General features: G+C 63.7%; 19 protein-coding genes and 1 pseudogene. 10 read left to right on the forward strand and 10 right to left on the reverse strand.

From position 1 onward, the window contains the following. The first annotated feature begins 62 nt into the window (after positions 1 to 62). The gene (rpiA, locus tag ACZ415_RS04025) at positions 63 to 737 is read left to right on the forward strand and encodes a ribose-5-phosphate isomerase RpiA (protein WP_344703705.1); all 675 of its coding nucleotides are present in this window, start codon (positions 63 to 65) and stop codon (positions 735 to 737) included. Here the strand turns inward: rpiA and waaA are convergent. Genes waaA through ACZ415_RS04040 form a run of 3 tightly spaced genes read right to left on the reverse strand, consistent with a single transcriptional unit; the run spans position 734 to position 4,565 of the window. Continuing rightward, positions 734 to 2,056 (reverse strand): lipid IV(A) 3-deoxy-D-manno-octulosonic acid transferase, encoded by a 1,323-nt coding sequence (gene waaA / locus ACZ415_RS04030; protein WP_344703703.1) that lies wholly within the window; start codon positions 2,054 to 2,056, stop codon positions 734 to 736. The genes rpiA and waaA overlap by 4 nt on opposite strands. Further along, the gene (gene hldE / locus ACZ415_RS04035) at positions 2,057 to 3,487 is read right to left on the reverse strand and encodes a bifunctional D-glycero-beta-D-manno-heptose-7-phosphate kinase/D-glycero-beta-D-manno-heptose 1-phosphate adenylyltransferase HldE (RefSeq protein WP_344703701.1); all 1,431 of its coding nucleotides are present in this window, start codon (positions 3,485 to 3,487) and stop codon (positions 2,057 to 2,059) included. Beyond that, positions 3,477 to 4,565: a glycosyltransferase family 9 protein gene (locus tag ACZ415_RS04040; protein ID WP_344703699.1), complete on the reverse strand. Its 1,089-nt coding sequence runs from the start codon at positions 4,563 to 4,565 to the stop codon at positions 3,477 to 3,479. Before ACZ415_RS04040 ends, hldE begins: the two co-directional genes overlap by 11 nt. Between ACZ415_RS04040 and ACZ415_RS04045 the strand changes: the two genes are divergently transcribed. Further along, positions 4,564 to 5,328 (forward strand): 3-deoxy-D-manno-octulosonic acid kinase, encoded by a 765-nt coding sequence (locus ACZ415_RS04045; RefSeq protein WP_344703697.1) that lies wholly within the window; start codon positions 4,564 to 4,566, stop codon positions 5,326 to 5,328. The genes ACZ415_RS04040 and ACZ415_RS04045 overlap by 2 nt on opposite strands. Here the strand turns inward: ACZ415_RS04045 and ACZ415_RS04050 are convergent. From ACZ415_RS04050 to ACZ415_RS04065, 4 genes are read right to left on the reverse strand one after another with little or no spacing between them, the layout of a single operon-like run. Further along, entirely contained in the window at positions 5,316 to 5,903 is a 588-nt protein-coding gene (locus ACZ415_RS04050; RefSeq protein WP_344703695.1) for a YrbL family protein, read from the reverse strand. The genes ACZ415_RS04045 and ACZ415_RS04050 overlap by 13 nt on opposite strands. Continuing rightward, the gene (locus ACZ415_RS04055) at positions 5,891 to 7,021 is read right to left on the reverse strand and encodes a glycosyltransferase (protein WP_344703692.1); all 1,131 of its coding nucleotides are present in this window, start codon (positions 7,019 to 7,021) and stop codon (positions 5,891 to 5,893) included. Before ACZ415_RS04055 ends, ACZ415_RS04050 begins: the two co-directional genes overlap by 13 nt. Beyond that, entirely contained in the window at positions 7,018 to 8,310 is a 1,293-nt protein-coding gene (locus tag ACZ415_RS04060; RefSeq protein ID WP_344703690.1) for an O-antigen ligase family protein, read from the reverse strand. The genes ACZ415_RS04055 and ACZ415_RS04060 overlap by 4 nt, the downstream gene beginning before the upstream one ends. 24 nt (positions 8,311 to 8,334) lie before the next feature. Beyond that, complete coding sequence (locus tag ACZ415_RS04065) at positions 8,335 to 9,084, reverse strand: glycosyltransferase family 2 protein (protein ID WP_344703688.1); 750 nt, start codon at positions 9,082 to 9,084, stop codon at positions 8,335 to 8,337. 77 nt (positions 9,085 to 9,161) lie between these two features. On the opposite strand from ACZ415_RS04065, the gene ACZ415_RS04070 reads away from it, so the two are divergent. Further along, entirely contained in the window at positions 9,162 to 10,205 is a 1,044-nt protein-coding gene (locus ACZ415_RS04070; RefSeq protein WP_344703686.1) for a glycosyltransferase family 4 protein, read from the forward strand. An 11-nt stretch (positions 10,206 to 10,216) separates the two neighbouring features. Beyond that, positions 10,217 to 11,182 carry a glycosyl transferase family 90 gene (locus ACZ415_RS04075; protein ID WP_344703684.1) on the forward strand — a complete coding sequence of 322 codons (966 nt, stop codon included), beginning with the start codon at positions 10,217 to 10,219 and terminating at the stop codon, positions 11,180 to 11,182. Here ACZ415_RS04075 and ACZ415_RS04080 read toward each other — a convergent pair. Then, the gene (locus ACZ415_RS04080; protein WP_344703682.1) at positions 11,152 to 11,880 is read right to left on the reverse strand and encodes a glycosyltransferase family 25 protein; all 729 of its coding nucleotides are present in this window, start codon (positions 11,878 to 11,880) and stop codon (positions 11,152 to 11,154) included. The genes ACZ415_RS04075 and ACZ415_RS04080 overlap by 31 nt on opposite strands. 293 nt (positions 11,881 to 12,173) lie before the next feature. Between ACZ415_RS04080 and ACZ415_RS04085 the strand changes: the two are divergent. Continuing rightward, a pseudogene (locus tag ACZ415_RS04085) lies at positions 12,174 to 12,284 on the forward strand (NAD-dependent epimerase/dehydratase family protein); the annotation flags it as partial. Positions 12,285 to 12,489: 205 nt separating this feature from the next. Here ACZ415_RS04085 and ACZ415_RS04090 read toward each other — a convergent pair. Further along, positions 12,490 to 13,743, reverse strand: coding sequence for an RNA-guided endonuclease InsQ/TnpB family protein (locus tag ACZ415_RS04090; RefSeq protein WP_344703680.1), 1,254 nt, complete (start codon positions 13,741 to 13,743; stop codon positions 12,490 to 12,492). A gap of 70 nt (positions 13,744 to 13,813) precedes the next feature. On the opposite strand from ACZ415_RS04090, the gene tnpA reads away from it, so the two are divergent. After that, positions 13,814 to 14,212, forward strand: a complete 399-nt coding sequence (gene tnpA, locus ACZ415_RS04095; RefSeq protein ID WP_344703678.1) for an IS200/IS605 family transposase — start codon at positions 13,814 to 13,816, stop codon at positions 14,210 to 14,212. A 139-nt stretch (positions 14,213 to 14,351) separates the two neighbouring features. On the opposite strand, the gene tnpC is transcribed toward tnpA, so the two are convergent. Beyond that, positions 14,352 to 15,794, reverse strand: coding sequence for an IS66 family transposase (gene tnpC, locus ACZ415_RS04100; RefSeq protein ID WP_464387731.1), 1,443 nt, complete (start codon positions 15,792 to 15,794; stop codon positions 14,352 to 14,354). Between the two features lie 56 nt (positions 15,795 to 15,850). On the opposite strand from tnpC, the gene ACZ415_RS04105 reads away from it, so the two are divergent. The 4 genes from ACZ415_RS04105 to ACZ415_RS04120 all read left to right on the forward strand — a co-directional run bounded on the left by ACZ415_RS04105 (position 15,851) and on the right by ACZ415_RS04120 (position 18,761). Continuing rightward, positions 15,851 to 16,369: a GDP-mannose 4,6-dehydratase gene (locus ACZ415_RS04105; RefSeq protein WP_344702482.1), complete on the forward strand. Its 519-nt coding sequence runs from the start codon at positions 15,851 to 15,853 to the stop codon at positions 16,367 to 16,369. A gap of 73 nt (positions 16,370 to 16,442) precedes the next feature. Next, on the forward strand, positions 16,443 to 17,213 hold the full coding sequence (locus ACZ415_RS04110) for a hypothetical protein (RefSeq protein ID WP_344702483.1): 771 nt from the start codon (positions 16,443 to 16,445) through the stop codon (positions 17,211 to 17,213). Positions 17,214 to 17,226: 13 nt separating this feature from the next. Continuing rightward, on the forward strand, positions 17,227 to 17,949 hold the full coding sequence (locus ACZ415_RS04115) for a hypothetical protein (RefSeq protein ID WP_344702484.1): 723 nt from the start codon (positions 17,227 to 17,229) through the stop codon (positions 17,947 to 17,949). Next, a complete protein-coding gene (locus ACZ415_RS04120; protein ID WP_344702485.1) occupies positions 17,940 to 18,761 on the forward strand; it encodes a capsule biosynthesis GfcC family protein in 822 nt (273 codons plus the stop codon). Before ACZ415_RS04115 ends, ACZ415_RS04120 begins: the two co-directional genes overlap by 10 nt. Positions 18,762 to 19,006: the final 245 nt, after the last annotated feature.

Raw genomic sequence — 19,006 nt, forward strand, 5'->3', positions numbered from 1 at the left:
GCGGCATGGCGCTATACTGTGCGCCGCACGCCCCATGATGACCCCTCAACCCGGAGCTTGACATGACCCAGGACGCACTCAAGGCCGCCGTGGCCGACGCCGCCGTTCAGGAAATTTCCCCCTGGCTGGATAAAAACACCGTGCTCGGCATCGGCACTGGCTCCACCGCCAACCTATTCATCGACCGGCTTTCGCCGCTGCGCGATCGCTTCCGGGGCGCGGTGGCAAGCTCGGACGCCAGCGCCGAGCGGCTAAAGGCCCTCGGCATTGAAGTGCTGACGCTCAACAGCGCCGGCATTTTGCCCTTCTACGTTGACGGCGCCGACGAAGTGAACGCTGCGCTGCAGATGATCAAAGGCGGCGGCGCCGCCCTCACCCGGGAAAAAATCGTCGCTGCCTGCGCCGAGCGCTTTATCTGCATCGCCGACGGCTCCAAGCAGGTCAAAAGGCTCGGGCAGTTCCCGCTGCCGGTGGAGGTGATTCCCATGGCGCGCTCCCATGTCGGCCGGGAACTGGTCAAGCTGGGCGCTGAGCCGGTCTACCGCCAGGGCGTGATCACCGACAACGGCAACCAGATCATCGACTGCTACGACTTCACAATCGACGACCCGATCGAGATGGAAGCCCGGCTCAACGCCATTGCCGGCGTGGTCACCAACGGGCTCTTTGCCGCCCGCGGCGCCGACGTGCTGCTGCTGGGTAAAGAAGACGGCGTAGCGCGCACCACACGGCGCTAGGCAAAACGATCGTCCGGCGCAACAAGCCGGCCCAGCCCGGCAAGCGTGCGCTCCAGCGCCCCGCGCTGCTCGGCCACCACGGCTCGGCCGGCCCGGCCGCGCTTGCGAGCCCGGGCCGGATCGTCAAACGCGCCGATCAGCGCCTGGGCCAGCGCCCTGGCATCCGCCACCGGCTCAAGGGCACCGGCGGCTTTCAGCGGCTCGGCCACGTCCTCGAAGTTTTCCAGCGAAGGCCCGGTGAGCACCGGCCGCCCCAGGCTTGCCGGCTCCACCACGTTCTGCCCGCCCAGCGGCACCAAACTGCCGCCGACAAAGGCCACGTCGCCGGCGGCGTAGAGCGCGCCGAGCTCGCCCAGGGTATCGCCCAGATACACCGCCGTCTCTTGCGTTACCCGCTCATCCCGGCTGCGCCGGGCCAGCGCAAAGCCGGCGGCGCGGCATTCGTCGGCCACGGCGTCAAAGCGCTGCGGATGGCGCGGTACCAGTACCAACAGCGCTTCGGGATAGCGCTTGCGCAGCGCGGCGTGGGCATCAAGCAGTGCGGCTTCTTCGCCGTCTCGGGTGGAGCCGGCCACCCATACCGGGCGCTTGCCAACGGCGGCGCGCAAGCGCTCACCCACCGCCTGCGCTGCGGCATCCGGAAACACCTCGAACTTGAGCGAACCGACAACGTCGGTGCGTTCGGCCGCCATGCCGAGTTTGGCAAAGCGCTCGGCGTCGGCGGCAGACTTGGCTGCCAGCCAGCTGACATGGGCCAGTGCCTGGCGCATCAGCGGGCGAACACGCCGGTAGCGGGCAAAGGCCCGGGGCGAGAGCCGGCCGTTGACCACCGCCACCGGCACGCCGGCGCGGCGGCAGGCGTTTAGCAGGTTGGGCCACAGCTCGGTTTCGAACATTACCGCCAGCGCCGGGCGCACCCGGGCGACAAAGCGCCGCGCGCTGCCCGGCCAGTCCAGCGGCACAAAGCGGTGCGCCAGCCGCGCCGCGGCCGACGCATCCAGCCGGCCGGCGAGCGCTGACACCTGCTCGGCGCCGGTGGCGGTCATGGTGGTCACCAGCAGCCGGTGGCCGGCATAGCGCGCCAGCAGCGCCTCGATCAGCGGGCGGGCGGCGCGCACCTCGCCCACGGAGGCGCAGTGCAGCCACAGCGTGGGAAGGCCCTGAGCGTCCGACAGGTTCAGCCCCAGACCCAGCCGCTGGCGACGCGGATAAGCGGGCAGCTGCTCACGCCGCACACGCTGGATAATCAGCGGCGCCAGCGCGTACAGCGCGGCCGAGTAGACAAGGCGGGGAGAAATGCAGCGCGGCCGGCGTGCCATCTAGCGCCCGCGGTCGAGAATGGTATTGATCATCGCCGAGGTGGAAACGCCGTCTTCAAAGCCCAGCACTTTCACCTCGCCGCCGTGGGCGCGTACGGCCTCACCGCCGGCGATGTCTTCCGGACGGTAGTCGCCGCCCTTGACCAGCACGTCAGGCAGCACCGCTTCGATCAGCGATTGCGGGGTGTCCTCGCCAAACGGCACCACCCAGTCCACCGCGCCCAGCCCGGCCAGCACCTGCATGCGCCGCTGGAGCGGGTTGATCGGGCGGCCGTCGCCTTTCAGCCGGGCAATGGAGGCGTCGTCGTTGACCGCCACCACCAGCCGCTCGCCGAGCCTGCGCGCCTGTTCCAGATAGGCCACGTGGCCGGCGTGGAGAATATCAAAGCAGCCGTTGGTCATCACCACGCGCTCGCCCCGGGCCTGAGCGGCGCGCACGGCGTTGACCAGCGGCGTCTGCTCCACCACGCCGAATTCGCCCAGGGCGTCGCCGTGCAGCGCGGTATACAGCTCGCCAAGCGACAGCGTCGCGGTGCCGGGCTTGGCCACCACCAGCCCGGCGGCCAGGTTGGCCAGCGTTATCGCCTCGGCAAAGCCGTGCCCGGCGGCCAGCGCCAGCCCCATCATGGCGATGACGGTATCGCCGGCGCCGGTCACGTCGAATACCTCTCGCGCCCGGGTGGGCAGGTGCAGCGGCGGCTCGCCTTCGCGGATCAGCGTCATGCCTTTTTCGCTGCGGGTAATCAGCAGCGCTTCCAGCTCCAGCTCAGCGCGCAGGGCTTCGCCCCGCGCGGCCAGCTCGGCGTCGCTGTCGCAGCGGCCGACAATGGCTTCAAATTCGCCCAGGTTGGGGGTGATCAGGCTGGCGCCGCGGTACTTGCGGAAATCGGTGCCCTTGGGGTCGACCAGCACGCGTTTGCCCGCCCGGCGGGCGGTCGCAATCAACGCCTCGACGCGGTTGAGCGTGCCCTTGCCGTAGTCGGAGAGAATCAGCACGTCGTGCTCGGCCAGCGCGGCGTCGACGTGGGCCGCAAGCTCCGCGGTGTCGACATTATCCAGGCGCTGCTCAAAGTCCAGGCGCAAAAGCTGCTGGTTGCGGCTCATCACTCTAAGCTTGGTCATCGTCGGCACATCGGCGCTGTGCTGAAAGCGGGCGCTCACATCAACCGCTGCCAGCAGCCCGGCCAGCAGCCCGGCGTTGTCGTCGTCGCCCACCACGCCGGCCAGCGCCGCCTTTGCCCCCAGCGCGGCAATATTGAGCGCGACGTTGGCCGCGCCACCCGGGCGGTCGTCGGCGTCTTCCACCCGTACCACCGGCACCGGCGCCTCGGGGGAAATCCGCGAGGTGGCGCCGTGCCAGTAGCGGTCGAGCATCACGTCGCCGGCCACCAGCACGCGGGCGTGTTCCAGCGCGGAAAGATCAATGTTCATGGCGCGCTCCTTGGTGGGCGGTGGCGTCCAGCAAGGCATCCAGCTGGGCAATGACTTCGTCGGTCTCGATCAGGGTCATGGCCTCGGCGTGGCGCACGCGCTGGCCCCAGGGCACGTCCTTGACGGACTTGTTCAGGTAGGCGCGCACCGCACGGGGATAGGCGTTGACGACAAATTCGCGCCACAGGTAGGGTGCTGCGCGATCCGGATTGGTCGTCGCGTAGAGCCCCAATGTGGGCGTGCTCAGGGCGTTGGCCATGTGCACCGGCCCGGTGTCCGGGGCGATGGCCACGCGCGCCTTGTCGATCAGCGCCAGCAGGCCCTTGAGCGAGGTCGCCCCTACGGCGTTGACGACGCTGCCCGGCTGGCACAGCGCGGCGATCTGCCCGGCGGTTTCCTGCTCCAGAGGGGTTGCCCCGCCGGTGAGCACGCTTTTCAGGCCGTGCTGCACCCAGGCATGCTCGATCACGCTGGCATACCCGGCGACCGACCAGTTGCGAAAGTTGCGCAGCCGCGCGTTGCTGCAGGCATTGATGACCAGATACGGCGCCTCGCCGCTGAGCAGGCGGGCCTCGTCATAGGCCTGGGCCGGCACCGGCAGGTGCCACTCGGGCCGGTCGTCTTCCACCCCCAGCGCCCGGGCAAAGTCCATGAACGAATCCAGCACGTGAGCGTTGGGGTGGGGGGCCAGCCGGTGGCCGGTAAACCAGTGCTGAAAGTCCTTGGCCCGAGCCTTGTCATAGCCCAGCCGGGCATCGGCCTTGAGCCCCAGCGACAGCACGCTGGCGCGCAGGGCCTGCTGCATGTGCAGCAGCACGTCAAAGCGGGTATCGGCCAGGCTGCGCCACAGTTCGCGCATGCCGGCAAGGCCGCTGGCCTTGTCGTAGACCACGAACTCGACGCCGGAAAGCCCCGCCAGTAAGCTATGCTCGCCCTTGCCGATGATCCAGGTAATGCGCGCCTCGGGGAAACGGCGCTGCAGCGCGCGGATCGTCGGCACAAGGTTGCAGGCGTCGCCCAGCGCGGAAAGGCGCAGCACGGCAATATGGCGGGGATTGGCAGGCAGAGGGGACTTCATGCGCTTAGCGGCACTCCGGCAGAAAAAGAGTCTGATACTACACGATGCCGACATTCTATGTGAGGCGCAGGGATTGCGCCAAAAATCGCGCGCCGATCGCCCCGCGCCGTTCACGCCGGACGACTTCTCGCCGGAGGTCTGGCGCCGGCGCGGGTGCGTCACCGGCGAGGCCCCGGGGCGCGGCAGCAGCCTGTTCATTCGTCCGGTGGCGGACGCCGCCGAGCAGTGGGTGCTGCGCCCCTACCGGCGCGGCGGGATGGCCGCCCGGGTGAGCGAGGCCCGCTACCTGTGGACCGGTGCCGAACGCACCCGCGCCTTTCGCGAAATGCGCCTGACCGCCCGGCTGTACACCCAGGGCCTGCCGGTGCCCCGCCCGGTGGCCGCCTGCGTCACCCGCCACGGGCTGGCCTACGAGGCCGCGCTGATCACCCGGCGCCTGCCCGGCGCCACCGCGCTTGCCTCGCTGCTGGATACATCGGCCATCGCCCCCGAGCGGCTGGCGCGCGTGCTGACCCGCGTCGGCGCAATGATCCGCCGCTTTCACAATGCCGGGCTCGATCACGTGGACCTCAACGCCCGCAACATCCTCGTCGACGCCGACGACACCCCCTGGCTGATCGATCTTGATCGCTGCCGGCTGCGCGCGCCGGGTAAATGGCGCCAGGGCAACCTTTCGCGGCTGGAGCGCTCGCTGGGCAAATTTGCCGCGCCCGACGCCGCGACCCGCGCCATTCAGCATATCAACGCAGGCTATGAGGGCTGACGGTCCTGCATGGTTGTCACATACGGCATCACCGTTTTGGCCATGAACCGGGCCCACTTGCGCCGTATTTTGCGCCGCCCCAGCCAGGGAATGTATTCCGCCAGCGGAATCGCCTCCGAGGCGCCCAGCCCGTCAATGAGCATAACCGTGGTGGCGTCTTCTTGCTCGATGACCAGCAGGTTGCTCATCACCAGGTCGCAGGGGACGACGTTATAGGCCAGCAGGTAGGCCTTGAGTGCTTCAAGCCCGTCCCGGAAACGCGCAATCTGGCCCGGCGTCAGCGGCTGGGCGGCGTATTTCCTGACGTCAGGGGGCAGCGCGCCTCGCTCATCGAGCACCAGCTGCTGCTCGATGCCGATCATGCCGGCTTTCTCCACCGCGCCGAAGAACTCGGGGATCAGCGTGAACGGCACGCCCCGGCGTTTCAGCCGGCGAAAGTAGCGCCGTTCGCGGCGGGTCTGCTTGGCCTTCTCGCGCCGACTGAGCTTGATACAGCGCGCCGGGTCGTCCGGATGCTGATAGCAGATGCGCTCGTCGCCTCGGCCAACGATTTTCCACCGGCTCAGGTCTGGCATGGGTGCGCCTGCTTTTGCCGGTATACGTCCAGAATGCACCGGTAGTTTTCTGCCATAACGGCGTCGATATCCAGCGACAGCGCCAGCGCTCGGCAGCGCTGCCCAAGTCCGGGCGCGTGCCGGCGGGCCGCCCAGTACGTCATCGCGTCCGCCAGCGCCCGGGCGTCGTCGGCGCGTTCGAGCACCGTGGCCACCTCGGGGGTTACCACTTCCTGGGCGCCGCAGTGGCGGGTGGTAATCACCGGGGTACCGCAGGCCAGCGCCTCCAGCACGGTAAAACCGAACGGCTCGTAGCGGGCCGGCAGCAAATAGCAGTCGGCCAGCGCAAAATAGCGCTCGGGGGCGGACTGCTCACCGAGAAAGCGGCAGCGCTCGGCCACGCCCAGCTGCCGCGCGAGCGCCTCGTATTCGGCCTGGCGGGAGTCCCGACCGACAATCAGCAGCGTGGCATCACTCTCCAGCAAGGCGAACGCCTTGAGCGCGGCGGCAAGCCCCTTGCGCTCGTAGCCGGTGCCGAGAAACAGAAACGTCGGCGCTTTTGCCGACTCGAGCCCCAGCTCACGGGCCAGCTCATGAGGTTCATCGCCCAGGCGCGCGGGGTCGAAGCGGCGGGTATCGACGAAGTTGTGGATAACCGAGCGCCGCTCGGCCGGCACGCCGTAGGCCTCGGCGATTTCGCGGTCGCTCTGCCGGGAGTTGGAAACCACGTGGTAGTACGCGCCCGGCGCCATGGCTTTGGCCTCGATGCGCGCGGCGATCCTGTCCTTGCGCCGCTGCTGACTCTGCGGCTTTGCGGCCAGATGATGATGCACGGTGCCCCCGCCGATGCGCAGCAGGTCATGGGTCCAGGTCTTGCCCAGCCCGTACACCAGATCATAGTCCGCCGCGCGGATGTGGCGCTCGACGGCCCGGGCAAAGCGCCACATGCGCTGGGCTTTGCCAACGCTTAAAGGACGCAGGCGGACAAAGCGGATGGCCGGGTGCGACGGCGCTACATGGGAGCGGCAGATAATCGTCACGTCCTCGCTGCGCTCGGCCAGATAGCGCGACAGCGCGTTGAGAAAGCGCTCGGTACCGCCCGAGGCGGCGTGGCGCATATGAACAAGGGCGATTTTCATCGCTCGGCCCTCCCGCCCGACGCCGCCGGGGTAACCGGCCGGCAGCGGCAATAGCTTTGCAACGTCCCCCACCAGATCACCAGCCAGAACGCGTACACCATTACACCGCTGTTATGGTTAAAACCGGCCTGAGTCAGGCTGAAATCCACATGGGCCACGCACAGCAGGGCCCCGGCCGTGGCGAGCGCACGCACGGTCAGATCAGGATCACGCAGATAGCCGGCAAACAGGCGCAAGGGCAGCAGCAACAGCACCAGCAGCGCAGCCAGCCCCAGCACCCCCTGCTTGGCCAGGGTATCCAGGAACTGGTTGTGGGCGTGGTCAAACTGCTGCGTGCCGGGGTGTACGACGCCTGTGTCCGCCAAACGCTTCATGCCGGCCTGATAGCCCGCCTCGCCCCAGCCCGTCAGCGGCTTTTCCAGCGCCAGATGCGCCGCGCCCTGCCACATTTCAAAGCGCCAGCCAACCGAGGTCGTCACCCGCTCACCGCTGACGTACAGCGAAATGTCGCTTACCGCCTCGGCGATACGCTGCTTGACGCCGGTTTGCGGCAGGCTATAGGCCGCCGCCGCGGCCGCCACGATAACGACCAGCGCCAGCGCCAGCGCTTTGACCGACGCCCGGCGGCCATAGGCCCGGTACAGCACCCAGAAGACCAGCGGCAGGCCAACCCAGCCCCCGCGGCTGCCAGAAAGAAGCGAAGCCAGAATACCGCCCGCCGCTCCCAACCCCAGAAGAGCCAGCCAGGCCCAGCGGTGCGAACGCTGCCACGCCCAACCCAGCCCCGCCAAGCAAAAAATACCGAGCAGCAGGCTGAGATTGCCAAACTGAATCGGATGCAAATAGCCGTTTACCCGGACCGCTCCCTGATCGAGCTGCCACAGCGCAAGCCCGGCCGCGCCCACGGCACCGGCCACCAGCCCTGTCCAGACGGCGGCCAGCCGGGGCGGATAGGCCATTACCCACAGCAGTACCGGCACGGCCAGCCAAAAGCGCAGCGGCCGGTCCACGCTGCTTAAGCTCTGGTCGTGCCACAGCGCCCCGGCCATCACCACGGCGGTATAAGTGCAAAGCGCCAGCATCAGCCAGCGGTCATCGCGCTGCAGCCGCAGGCCCGGGCGCCACACGGCCAGAGTACAGCTGGCCAGCAGCAGCACGGCCGGGCCCAGCGAATAGCCCGAAGGCAGCACCAGCGTAAGCGCGGCGAAAAGAAAAACGGCGGCGCCGGTCAGCCAGCATCGCGACGTATCGGCGATAGAGGCTGAGAGCGGTAAAGCAGCATGGGGCATGGGCGTGAAGTATCCAGAGCGCGGTTAGAGATTGCGGACGCGGCGTTTCATGTATTTCCAGAATACGCCGTTGGCGTTGGCCACGGCGATCACCAGCCCGCGCCAGCCGTCGAGAAAGCCCCGCTGCAGCAGGTAGGTGCGCCAAAAGGCAAAAAACGCTTTCAGCACGATCACCACCACCGGGTAAACCCGCAGCCTGTCCGAGCGTGCACGAATGCCGGAATAGCGGTTGATCTTGTCCAGAAACTGGCCAAGTTCGGTGACGGCCAGATGCGTCAGACAGCCTTCCAGACGCACCGCCCGGGTGGCGGAAGATACCGCCACCGACTCATGCACCATGGCCTCGTTAAAGCTGTGCCGGCAGCGGTTGAACACCCGCACCAGCCAATCGTTGCCCCAGCCGGCATGGCGCACAGGCCGGCCCAGCAGCCAGTTTTCCCGCCGCACCTCTACCACCTGGTGCACCTCGGCTTCGGGCAGCCAGCCGGCCAGCGCATCAAGCAGCGAAGCCGTCGGGGCCTCGTCGGCGTCCAGCGAGAACACCCAGTCGTTGCGCGCAAGCAAGACCGCTCGGCGCTTGGTAGGCCCAAAGCCTAGAAATTCGCCCTGGTAGAGTGAAACGTTGGCATAGCGCCGAGCGATCTCAAGGGTGTCGTCGGTGGAGCCGTTATCGTAAACCACCACTTCACCGACGGCGTCAAGCGCGTCCAGCGTGCGCGCAAGCGTCGCTGCTGCGTTACGCGTAATGATCACAGCGCTGAGCTTGGCCAGCATGGCAAACATCCTGTCGAAATAGGAAGCGAATGCTACTATAGCCGCTTTCGATCCCAAAATGTTTCAGCGAGGCGGCCTTGCACATCATTCACGCCAACCTGGCTCGCGGTTTTCGCGGCGGCGAGCGGCAAACCGTACTGTTAATTCAGGCGCTTGCCGGCCGCGCCGACGTGGCACGCCAAACGCTGGTATGCCGGCCGGATTCCCCGCTGCGCGCATCACTTGCCCGGACCCCCGGCGTGCGCTTTGTCAGCGCTCGCCATCAGCTGGCCGGCCACCGCCGGGCCGGGCGCGCTACCGTGGTGCACGCCCATGAGGCCAAGGCCGTGCACTGGGCCTGGCTGCATCGCCGACTGTGTCGCACGCCCTACCTGATCACGCGGCGGGTAGATACGCCGGTCAAGCCCAAGCGCAGCAATCGCATATTCTATCGCGAGGCCTACCGCTGCGTGGCGCTTTCCGGCGCGATTGCCGCCGAGGTACGGCCGCTTACCCCGCACCCGGTCGAGCAGATCCCCAGCGCGTTTACCCCGCTGGCGCCGGATCTCGACGTCACCCGCTCCTTTCGCGCGCGCTACCCTGAATGCTTGCTGATCGGCCACGCCGGCGCGCTGGTGGATCGCCACAAGGGCCAGCGCGTACTGCTCGACGCCGCCCGCCGGCTACAGCACACCCACCCTGATATGCTGTTCGTTTTTTTCGGCCGTGGAGAAGACGAAGCCGCGCTAAAAGCAGAAAGTACCGGGCTGGATAACATCGTCTGGGCCGGATTCAGACCCAACGTCGGCGACTACCTGGCAGCGCTGGACGTGTTTGCCTTTCCTTCGCGCAATGAAGGGCTGGGCTCGGTACTGCTGGACGCCATGCACGCCGGCGTTCCCGTGGTGGCAAGCGAGGTCGGCGGCATACCGGATATCGTCCGCGACGGCGAAACCGGGCTGCTGTTTCCCCCCGGCGACGGCGAAACTCTGGCCGGCCAGCTGACCCGGCTGCGCGCCCCGGCGCTGCGCCAAAGGCTGGCGCAAAACGCCGGCGCGCAGCTGATCCGCTATTCTCCCGAAGCCATGGCCGATGCCTATCTGGCTCTCTATCGCCCCCTGGCGCCATCCCCTGCTGCATAACCGGTGTTCCCATGTTGAGCGGAAAACACGCCTACCAGGCGCACAAGCTGACGTTTTATACCGCCGGTCTGCTGGGAGCTGTGCCCCCGCGGGGCCTGTTCCGGCGGCGTCGCCGAGCCTTGCTCGCCGCCTTTGACGCCCTGCCCGCCGCCGAGCAGGAGGCCATCATGGCGCGGGTGGCCTATTACAACCGGCTGGATGCCTCGACGCCGCTGGGCGAAGGCGCAACCTGCAACCGTACCTTCGCTCTCCGCGCGCAAAAATCCACCTATCACCTGGATTTTTACCGCATCGCCAAATACTTCTCGCCCAAGGCCGCCTACCACTACCGCTTTGGCGACAAGACCTGCGTGCCCGAGGTGCCCACCTTCGTCAAAAGCCGGCCTATTCATGGCAATAACGCCAACTCGGTGCTGCTCAAGCTCGACAGCGTGCGCCACTTTTATACCGTGAAGGACACGCAGAGCTACGCCGATAAAAAAGACGCGCTGGTATGGCGAGGTGCTGCGCACCAGCCCCACCGCAGGCGCTTTCTTGAACAGTGCTACGGCGCGCCGCGCTGCGACATCGGCGCCACCGACAGCAAATCAGAAACGGCCCCTTACCAACGGCCATTCATGCCCATCGAACAGCAGCTGGAGCACAAGTTCATCTTCAGCATCGAGGGCAACGACGTTGCCACCAACCTCAAGTGGATCATGGCATCGAACTCGCTGTGTTTCATGAAACGACCGATTTTTGAAACCTGGTTCATGGAAGGCGCGCTAGTGCCGGGCTATCACTACGTTGAAGTCAAAGACGACTTCTCTGACTTAGAAGCGCAAATTGACTACTACCTGACCCATCCCGAAAAGGCCCGGGCCATTATTCGCAACGCCAACCGCTATATTGCCGAGTTCTTCCGGCCCCGGCACGAACGGCTGATCGCGCTTAAGGTTTTTGAGCGTTATCTCCGGCGCACTGAGCAAGCCATATAGTTTTTCAAAAACTTTTTATATTTGAAATCATCAACGTAGCGTCGCAGCTTGCGTAAAGCTCTTAGCCACTTATTTTTTTGCCCAACCGCCTCACCTTTCTTCCTTTCATACTGAATGCTTGTATCAAAATCAGCATTATGCGTTATTGCCTTGTCAATTAATCCGACCGGCGCAACACCGTGCTTCCAAACCATGCCGATATAATGATCTATTGGCATGTAGATAACTTTAAGCGCAGCCAGAAATTTGACGGCCCCTACCGGAGAAAGATAATAACCAACGGTTCCCGATCGGTTCTTCTTGTTAAGCATAAAGTTATCATCCAGCTTATGACCATCGCTTCTTTTTTCCAACTTTACATAGTCAAACGCTGAGTCCTTTATCTTTTTTATTTTTATGAAAAAGTCGGGACGCAACTCACAGTCATCTTCAAGTACAACAATCGGTTTACCGCTTTCGGCACACTTTAGCCATGCACCGACGTGAGAGGAGAAACAGCCTTTCTCACCTGGCATTAAAGCGTATGAGCGATATCGCCTTGACTTTTTTTCATCATAGAGCGCTTCGAACCATTCGGGAATAGAGCTGGCTTCATAGGCATCCAAAAACTGCCATTCGTACGGACATCCTTCCAAGAGGGAAGAAATATTCGCTCTTCTATCAACGTCTGACACTCTTGAAATAACAACTACCTTCATTAGACATCTAATCCTTACAAATAAATTTTGCATTCCAGTTATTTTGCATTTCATGTATCATAGTATCATGGCTTTCACATTACGAGATTACCAAAGGTGGGTTTACCAAATAGCGCGTAAAGCATTGCCCCATGCGGGCGGTGATAAAAGCGCGCATCGCAACGCGGTGCCGAGGTTGAAGGTTCCATCACCGTCTAGTGAAGGCGTGTTGAAGCAGGAAGGTTCTCGGGGTGACCCAGGAACCCTCGCCCAAAGCGCGGTGCGCGGCGGGCGGGGAGTATCAGGAAGCCAACGTGGCCGGCACCTTGACGCTGTGCCAGGCTATGGCCGCCGCCGGAGTGTACCGGCTGGTATTCAGCTCCTCGGCCACGGTGTACGGCGACGGCCATCCGATGCCCATCCACGAGGGGCTGCCCACCGGCCAGCCTACCAACCCGTACGGTACTTCCAAGCTGATGTTGACATCCTCCCCGCCCTTCGCGCTTCCGCGTCTCAGGAAGGGGATTCCCTTTCGGGTGGCAACCGGTCGCCCAGTTGACTGGTTCCTGCTGCTGGCGGTTTTGCTGCCCCGCTCACTTCACAGGCGCTACGGGCGTCGTCCCGCCCTGATCAGGTCTTACTGGTTCGGGGCCCGAGAAGGTCGAGGCCCCGGTGAAGCACGTTTATCGCCCCTACGACATCCGCGTTTTCAGCGAAGCCACAGTGTGTGCACAGGAAGGCGGCCTGCGTCTTGCGGTTGTCCGCCGACTTGTATAAACAAGCTGGGCAGGTCTGGCTCGTGTAGTGAGGCGCTACTGCTACGAACAGGCCGCCAGTCCATGACATCTTGTACTCTAGCTGGCGTCTAATTTCGTACCAGCCTTGGTCGAGAATCGACCGATTTAGGCCAGCTTTCTGCCGAACGTTACGCCCCGGCTGGGCAACCGTTCCCCGCGCAGACTTGGACATGTTGGCGACTCGAAGGTCTTCAACGGCAACCATGGCGTGGTTATTGCTGATCGTCGTTGTAGCCTTGTGCTGGTAGTCGCGACGCACGTCGGCGATACGCTGGTGGATACGCGAAACCTTCCGTCGCTGCTTCTTCCAGTTGGCGGAGCCGCGCTTCTTGTTCTTCAGCTTACGCTGTGCCGTGGCCAGCCGCCCCTGCATGGCGGCGAAGCTACGTACCCCAGCGAATGCGGTGCCGTCACTCAGCGTCATGTTCTTGGCGATGCCCATGTCGATACCTACGGCACCTTGATCGGGCGCTCGGGTTGGTTCGACTTCGACTGAGCACATGACAGCTACGTGCCAGTTGCCACACGCATCGAGCGAGACGGTCGCATTACGCGGCTCGCCCTCGATGACGCGTGATTGACGCATCTTTAGCCATCCCAGCTTATTCGGCAGCTTGATTCGGCGGTGATCGAGGGCACAGTACTTCGGGAAATTGACGAAGCGCATGGTTGAGTGGTGCGCGATCCGCTTGGCCCGGAAGACCGGGAAGCCACGCTTCCCCGAGCACCAGTCCTTGACGGCCTTATCCCTAAGGTCTCGCTGACGCTGTTGGAGATTGTCCGTGTAGGCTTCTTTCAGGAACGCGAGCCCTTCCTGCCTCTTCCACTGAGTGACCAGCTTGTTCAGGCCTGCTGAGCTGGGGAAGTGCTTGGCCAGCTCGATACGCTCGCGCGGCGCGAGGTCGTTGAGCTGCTTGTACAATGCCTTTCTGTCACCGTCGGCACCCAGCTGCCGCTGGGCGATGTCGAGCATGAGTTCGAGGGACTTGTTATAGACCACCCGACCGCAGCCAGCCATCCGATAAAGCAAAGTCTCGGCTTCTGGCGTTGGATTCAGCTTGAATCGGTAGGCTTTCAAGACCTTCATGATTGAACTCAGCGTGTGGTATCTTATGCGCCACTATAATGGGCGAATTAAGCAAAGGTCAACATTCAGTATGTATAAGATCAACAAAGCAAGGCACAGCGCCTATCTGCTCCACGTCCACATCGTCTTCGTGACGAAGTACCGTCGGAAGGTTCTCGGCGATCTTCACCATGCAGCCTTCCGGAAGATTGCCGGCGAAGTTTGCGCTGACTTCGAGGCCGAGCTTCGGGAATGCAATGGTGAAAGTGACCACGTACATCTGCTGGTCGAGTACAGCCCCAAGGTGCAGCTCACGAAACTGGTTAACTCCTTGAAGGCAGTAACGTCCCGCCGGATGCGGGCGGAGTTCAACGATTTACGGGGTGCCTACGACAAGCCAGTACTCTGGAGCCGGTCGTACTTCGTCGGATCGTGCGGGGGAGCGCCGCTCGAACTCGTGACCCAGTACATCCAAAATCAGCGGGGCTGACGCCCCGCGCCGCATTCACCCCACACCTTGATCGGTGTGGGCACCCTGCGGTTTAAGGGTGGGCGCGCACGAAAGCGGACGCATCGGCGAAGACCCGCACGGCAAGCCCAACAATCTAGTGCCGTTGTAACTATTTAGCTCATGCCGCCTGATCCAGCTCGTCCTCTCGCATGAAGGCAGGCACCTCACCGGCAAACAGTTGCTCCAGCGCCGTGTGCGCCGCCAGGCCCTGTTTAACGGCCGTCGAGAGGAAACTGCGCATCCGACAGAAGATCTCCGCCCCCTCCCACGAGCGGAAACAGCCCGAGATCTTCTGCTGGACCTTTGTCATCCGCAGGTCGCGCTCTCCCTGGTTGTTGGTGAAGGGAACGGCAGGATCCTCGAGGAAGCGCAGCACGTCATCCTCATACGCCCGGAGGCGTTCGAGCAGGTTGCGCGCTTTGGTGCGCCTGGTGCGCCCACGGGTTCCGGGGGGTGGCCTGGCCGGTGGCGGACATTCGGCCTCACCCTCCGCCAGGCAGTCCCGGTAGCGAACTCGCCAGCGCTGCGCCTCGTCTGACGGGAGGCTGCCTCCCGCCTCATCAACGGCGCGATTCATGGCCAACAGCCGATCATGCAGCGACGTCGCCCAGGTTTGCTGGTCGTGGTCCCGGACGCCGGTCAGTTCGCGAAGGTGATGGGCATTGCACAGCGCGTGCCGGCAATCGTGGTAGCGGTAATAGGGCTTCCAATGATCATGCACCAGTACTCCCTGGACGTAAGGCAGGATGCCGATGGCGTCCATGGCCTCCTGGCCGCGCTTTGCATGAGGCGCCAGGTAGGTCAAGGCCTCATTCGAGGCGCAATGCAGCCAGTAGCGCTTGCCACCGACCTGCATCCCGGTTTCATCGGCATGCACGGTAGCCGCTTCACGTAGCGCCGGGATCACCCACTCGGCAAAGGGCTCGGCTCGTCGGCAGGCCTCCTGGTTGAAGGCAAACAGGGTGCCGGTGCTCAGTGACAGGCCATACTGCGACGTCAGCAGCTCCCGAATGCGCGCATAAGGCAGCAGCTGGTATTGGGAGAGATAGACGGCATGCGCCTTGAGACGCGGGCCATACTGGATCGGGCGGGTCACGCCGTCGGGAAACGGCGCTACATGGCGTTGGCCCCGATCATCTTCCAGCACCTCGGCCTGGTACTCGGTCACCACCGACTGGATCACGATGTCCTGGACCTGACGCTTCTCAACGCCGACCGAGTGATACGCTCTCCCCTTGTTGGGCAGAGTGCGGCGATCGACGCGCAACGACACGACCTCATCGGGGTCGGTGACCGGCTCCAGCGTCCTGCCTTCGTGACCCGGTTGCCCGCCGGGGCGACGCTCGCCCTTTGCCCGGGAGCGGCGTTGGCGGTTGAGGTCCTGTGACGGCGGCTTGCTGCTATTGCGGCTGCTGGTCGCCAGCCGGTCCGACATCAACTTGACCAGCAGCATCAGGACGTCGATCGCGGCGCGCAGCGAAGGAGAGACCGTGCGGTCTTCCTTGAGCTGCTGACGGACCTGCTCGAGGGCCTCGTCGACGTTGATATCGCTGATGGTCATGTTGCCTGCTGGGTGGGGGAGTCGAATGACGGTACTATGCCTGAAGGAACAGCGGGTTGGCGAGTCTCATCCGACGCCACCTGAATAGTTACGTGCCGTTTATCGCCCAGGTGGCGGTAGGCCGGCGCGAGGCGCTGTCAGTCTTTGGCAACGACTACCCTACCCCCGACGGCACCGGGGTGCGCGACTATATCCACGTGATGGATCTGGTCGAAGGTCATCTGGCCGCCATGCAGGTGCTGGCCTCGCGCCGGGGCGTGGGTATCTGGAACCTGGGCACCGGGCGCGGCTATTCGGTGCTGGAAATGATCAAAGCCTTCGAGAAAGCCTCCGGCCGGCCGGTACCGTACCGTATTGAACCGCGCCGAGAAGGCGATATTGCCGAGTGCTGGGCGGACCCAACGCTTGCCCGGGAAGCATTCGACTGGCAAGCTCAGCCGCGGGCTGGACGCCATGCTCACAGATACCTGGCGCTGGCGGCGGCAGAATCCCAGCGGGTACCCGGCTACTTGACGCTACGCCAACCCTGCGGCGGCTTTAACGACTCTGCCAAACGCTGGCAGGCATTGCGCTGAGCGGCTGCCTTGTTCATTTTCATACGCTGTACCAGTACTCTATCAAACGATAGAACTTAAGGAGACATTAGCAATGAATAATAAGATCGCGTTATTAGCAGCCATGGGAATGCTGAGTGCTCCGCTGGCCATGGCCCAAAGCACCAGCGTACCGGCCTCTGCCGCACAGACACAGGCAGGAGTGCAAAGCGGCGGTGCTTCAGGCCTTGCAAATGCGCTGGGCGTTAGCACCACCACGTTGACTGTGGGGGCCGCCGCAGCGGCAGCCGTGGCGGTCGGCGTTGCCGCTAGCGCCAGTGGCGGATCTGGAAGCTCTTCTGGTGCCCCGGATGAAGGCCCCGGTGGCTCTGGCGGCGATGGCTCTGGCGGCGATGGCTCCGGCGGCAATGGCTCCGGCGGCGATGGCTCCGGCGGCGATGGCTCCGGCGGCGATGGCTCCGGCGGCGGCAATAATGATGGCGACGACGAATCCGGCGGTAACGGCGGCGGTGACAACGATAGCAACGATGGATCAACCGGCACTACTGGCACTACCGGAACCAACGATTCTGACGACGACGAATCCGGCGGTAACGGCGGCGGTGACGACGATAGCAACGATGGATCAACCGGCACCACTGGCACTACCGGAACCAACGATTCCGACGACGACGAATCCGGCGGTAACGGCGGCGGTGACGACGATAGCAGCGATGGATCAACCGGCACCACTGGCACTACCGGAACCAACGGTTCCGACGACGACGAATCCAGCGGTAACGGCGGCGGATCCGGCGGCAACGGTGGCGGCAGCACCGGCACTACCGGCACGACTGGAACTACCGGCACCACCGGCACCTTTTAACTGGGAAACCTACATGCCGCATGCCACAGCAAACGGCCTACAATCCGAAGCCGCTCAAGGGCGGCTCTCTTATGTAGCCAAACAGATCGCGCCACTGCCGGCGTGGTCTATCGGGCTGCTGATGCTTTTTCTGTTAGGCGGATGTGTCAACGGCCGCACCTCGGCGACAGCCGATGTATTCGCTGAAGTTTTTGCGCCGCCGGATGACCAAACCAGTCGCGCGGCTGACATTCCCTTTGCGAGCTTATCCATCGACACAGGCGAGCGCAGCGGACTCGTCGTGCTGGGCGCCATCAGCGGCTCTAATACTTTCTGGCCAACGGGTCACCACGGTCTCATCTCCCTGCGTCACGACGGTCTACAAGCCACGGCAGGCCTGAGCGAAGACCTGCTTGATACACGTTACCCACAAAGCGAGAAAGACACGCCGCCGCCATGGCGGCAAAAATCGCCCCGTTCCTTCGATCTTATTCGCACCTGGCAAGACACCGAAGGACTGATTCAAACTCTAAGCGCGGATGGCCAATTAACATGCGGACCTGCAAAGCAACGCAAGCTTCCGCTGGCGACACTAAAGCTGGAGCCCTGCACGCTAACTCTTGACTGGCAAGACGGTCGCACAACCCAAGGCACGCTTTGGCGCGCCCCGGACAGCCTTCACGTATGGGCAGGCGAAGAGCAAGCCTGGCCCGACGGCCCAACCATTCGTTGGGAGGTCGCACGACCATGGTGGTAGCAGCGAAGAAGATGCATACGGCTTCGGCGATACACCTGAAACGTCGACTGGGCGCTTTCACAACGGCAATGTGCCTGGCGCTGGCACCGTTGCCTGCACTGGGGCAGACCAGTTCAACCAAACTTTCTGAAGGGTGGCTCAATAGCTTATCGTCGGCTCCAGCCATTGTCTGGAGCCATGCCTTCGCGCTGCGCGATAACACTGCCGCCACCGTAGACAGTAAGCGACGCCGGCTGATAGCCGAGCTGGAAACACTCATTACCAGCGCGCGGCTCAACAACGGCGGGGCAAGCGCTGACGGGCTAACCGTTTGGCGCCAACGGTTAGCAGAAGATAAAAGCTTGCCGGCCAGAACGCCGGGGCGTTTTGATCTACCTTGGCTGGGCGCCCATCCGCGCCAGGACCCACCACTTGCCAAAGTAGCCCTGTGGGGCAGTTGTAAACCGCCGGCCTGGGTCGAGATATGGCATCTAAAAGGCGTAACTCGGCTGCCCTGGCAGGCAGGCATGACTCTGGATGAAGCGCTCAAACAGCTACCACCAGATGCCTATGCTAGCGCCGATAATGCCTGGCTGATTACGCCAACGGGGAAGCAACACCGCCGCGGCATTGCTGCCTGGAACGCCGAGCCTACCCCGCTAACGCCCGGAAGCCGGGTAACGCTGGCGCTGCCTGATACTAAACGTTCTCTTTCCGGTTTACTTTCTTCACGTTCTTCAACGGCAAGCCGGCTTATTAACCAGCGCTTGCCTACCTACCTGGCTACACGACTTCCCAGTGACGATTGCACGATATGGCGCAAGGATACGTGACACGCGATACAGCGCGGGCAATAGCCGGCAAGGAACGAGTCAACTACCTCTCCCTGAAGGGAAGAGGCTTGTGAAAACAGGCCCGGTTGACCAAGGAGAGCGGGCAACATGGCCGCTACGTGGGTAACAGGTCGTCAAAACTCACCAGTGGATGCTTCCTCAGTCTGCTGCTCTGAAAGGTCTGGATCATGCGGGCGCAAGGTAAAACGCCGAAGGTTCTGACCGCTGCTGATAGCGTATCGTCG

The sequence above is a fragment of the Halomonas cibimaris genome (assembly GCF_055379665.1).

Bases quoted from the DNA above. Each gene is read 5' to 3' on its own strand.
- ACZ415_RS04040 (WP_344703699.1), bottom strand. From the start codon at position 4,565: ATGAAGTCCCCTCTGCCTGCCAATCCCCGCCATATTGCCGTGCTGCGC.
- waaA (WP_344703703.1), bottom strand. From the start codon at position 2,056: ATGGCACGCCGGCCGCGCTGCATTTCTCCCCGCCTTGTCTACTCGGCC.
- ACZ415_RS04110 (WP_344702483.1), top strand. From the start codon at position 16,443: ATGAATAATAAGATCGCGTTATTAGCAGCCATGGGAATGCTGAGTGCT.
- ACZ415_RS04065 (WP_344703688.1), bottom strand. From the start codon at position 9,084: ATGCTGGCCAAGCTCAGCGCTGTGATCATTACGCGTAACGCAGCAGCG.
- ACZ415_RS04115 (WP_344702484.1), top strand. From the start codon at position 17,227: ATGCCGCATGCCACAGCAAACGGCCTACAATCCGAAGCCGCTCAAGGG.
- ACZ415_RS04120 (WP_344702485.1), top strand. From the start codon at position 17,940: ATGGTGGTAGCAGCGAAGAAGATGCATACGGCTTCGGCGATACACCTG.
- ACZ415_RS04050 (WP_344703695.1), bottom strand. From the start codon at position 5,903: ATGCCAGACCTGAGCCGGTGGAAAATCGTTGGCCGAGGCGACGAGCGC.
- ACZ415_RS04090 (WP_344703680.1), bottom strand. From the start codon at position 13,743: ATGAAGGTCTTGAAAGCCTACCGATTCAAGCTGAATCCAACGCCAGAA.
- ACZ415_RS04055 (WP_344703692.1), bottom strand. From the start codon at position 7,021: ATGAAAATCGCCCTTGTTCATATGCGCCACGCCGCCTCGGGCGGTACC.
- ACZ415_RS04075 (WP_344703684.1), top strand. From the start codon at position 10,217: ATGTTGAGCGGAAAACACGCCTACCAGGCGCACAAGCTGACGTTTTAT.
- tnpA (WP_344703678.1), top strand. From the start codon at position 13,814: ATGTATAAGATCAACAAAGCAAGGCACAGCGCCTATCTGCTCCACGTC.
- tnpC (WP_464387731.1), bottom strand. From the start codon at position 15,794: ATGACCATCAGCGATATCAACGTCGACGAGGCCCTCGAGCAGGTCCGT.
- rpiA (WP_344703705.1), top strand. From the start codon at position 63: ATGACCCAGGACGCACTCAAGGCCGCCGTGGCCGACGCCGCCGTTCAG.
- hldE (WP_344703701.1), bottom strand. From the start codon at position 3,487: ATGAACATTGATCTTTCCGCGCTGGAACACGCCCGCGTGCTGGTGGCC.
- ACZ415_RS04080 (WP_344703682.1), bottom strand. From the start codon at position 11,880: ATGAAGGTAGTTGTTATTTCAAGAGTGTCAGACGTTGATAGAAGAGCG.
- ACZ415_RS04060 (WP_344703690.1), bottom strand. From the start codon at position 8,310: ATGCCCCATGCTGCTTTACCGCTCTCAGCCTCTATCGCCGATACGTCG.
- ACZ415_RS04045 (WP_344703697.1), top strand. From the start codon at position 4,564: ATGCGCTTAGCGGCACTCCGGCAGAAAAAGAGTCTGATACTACACGAT.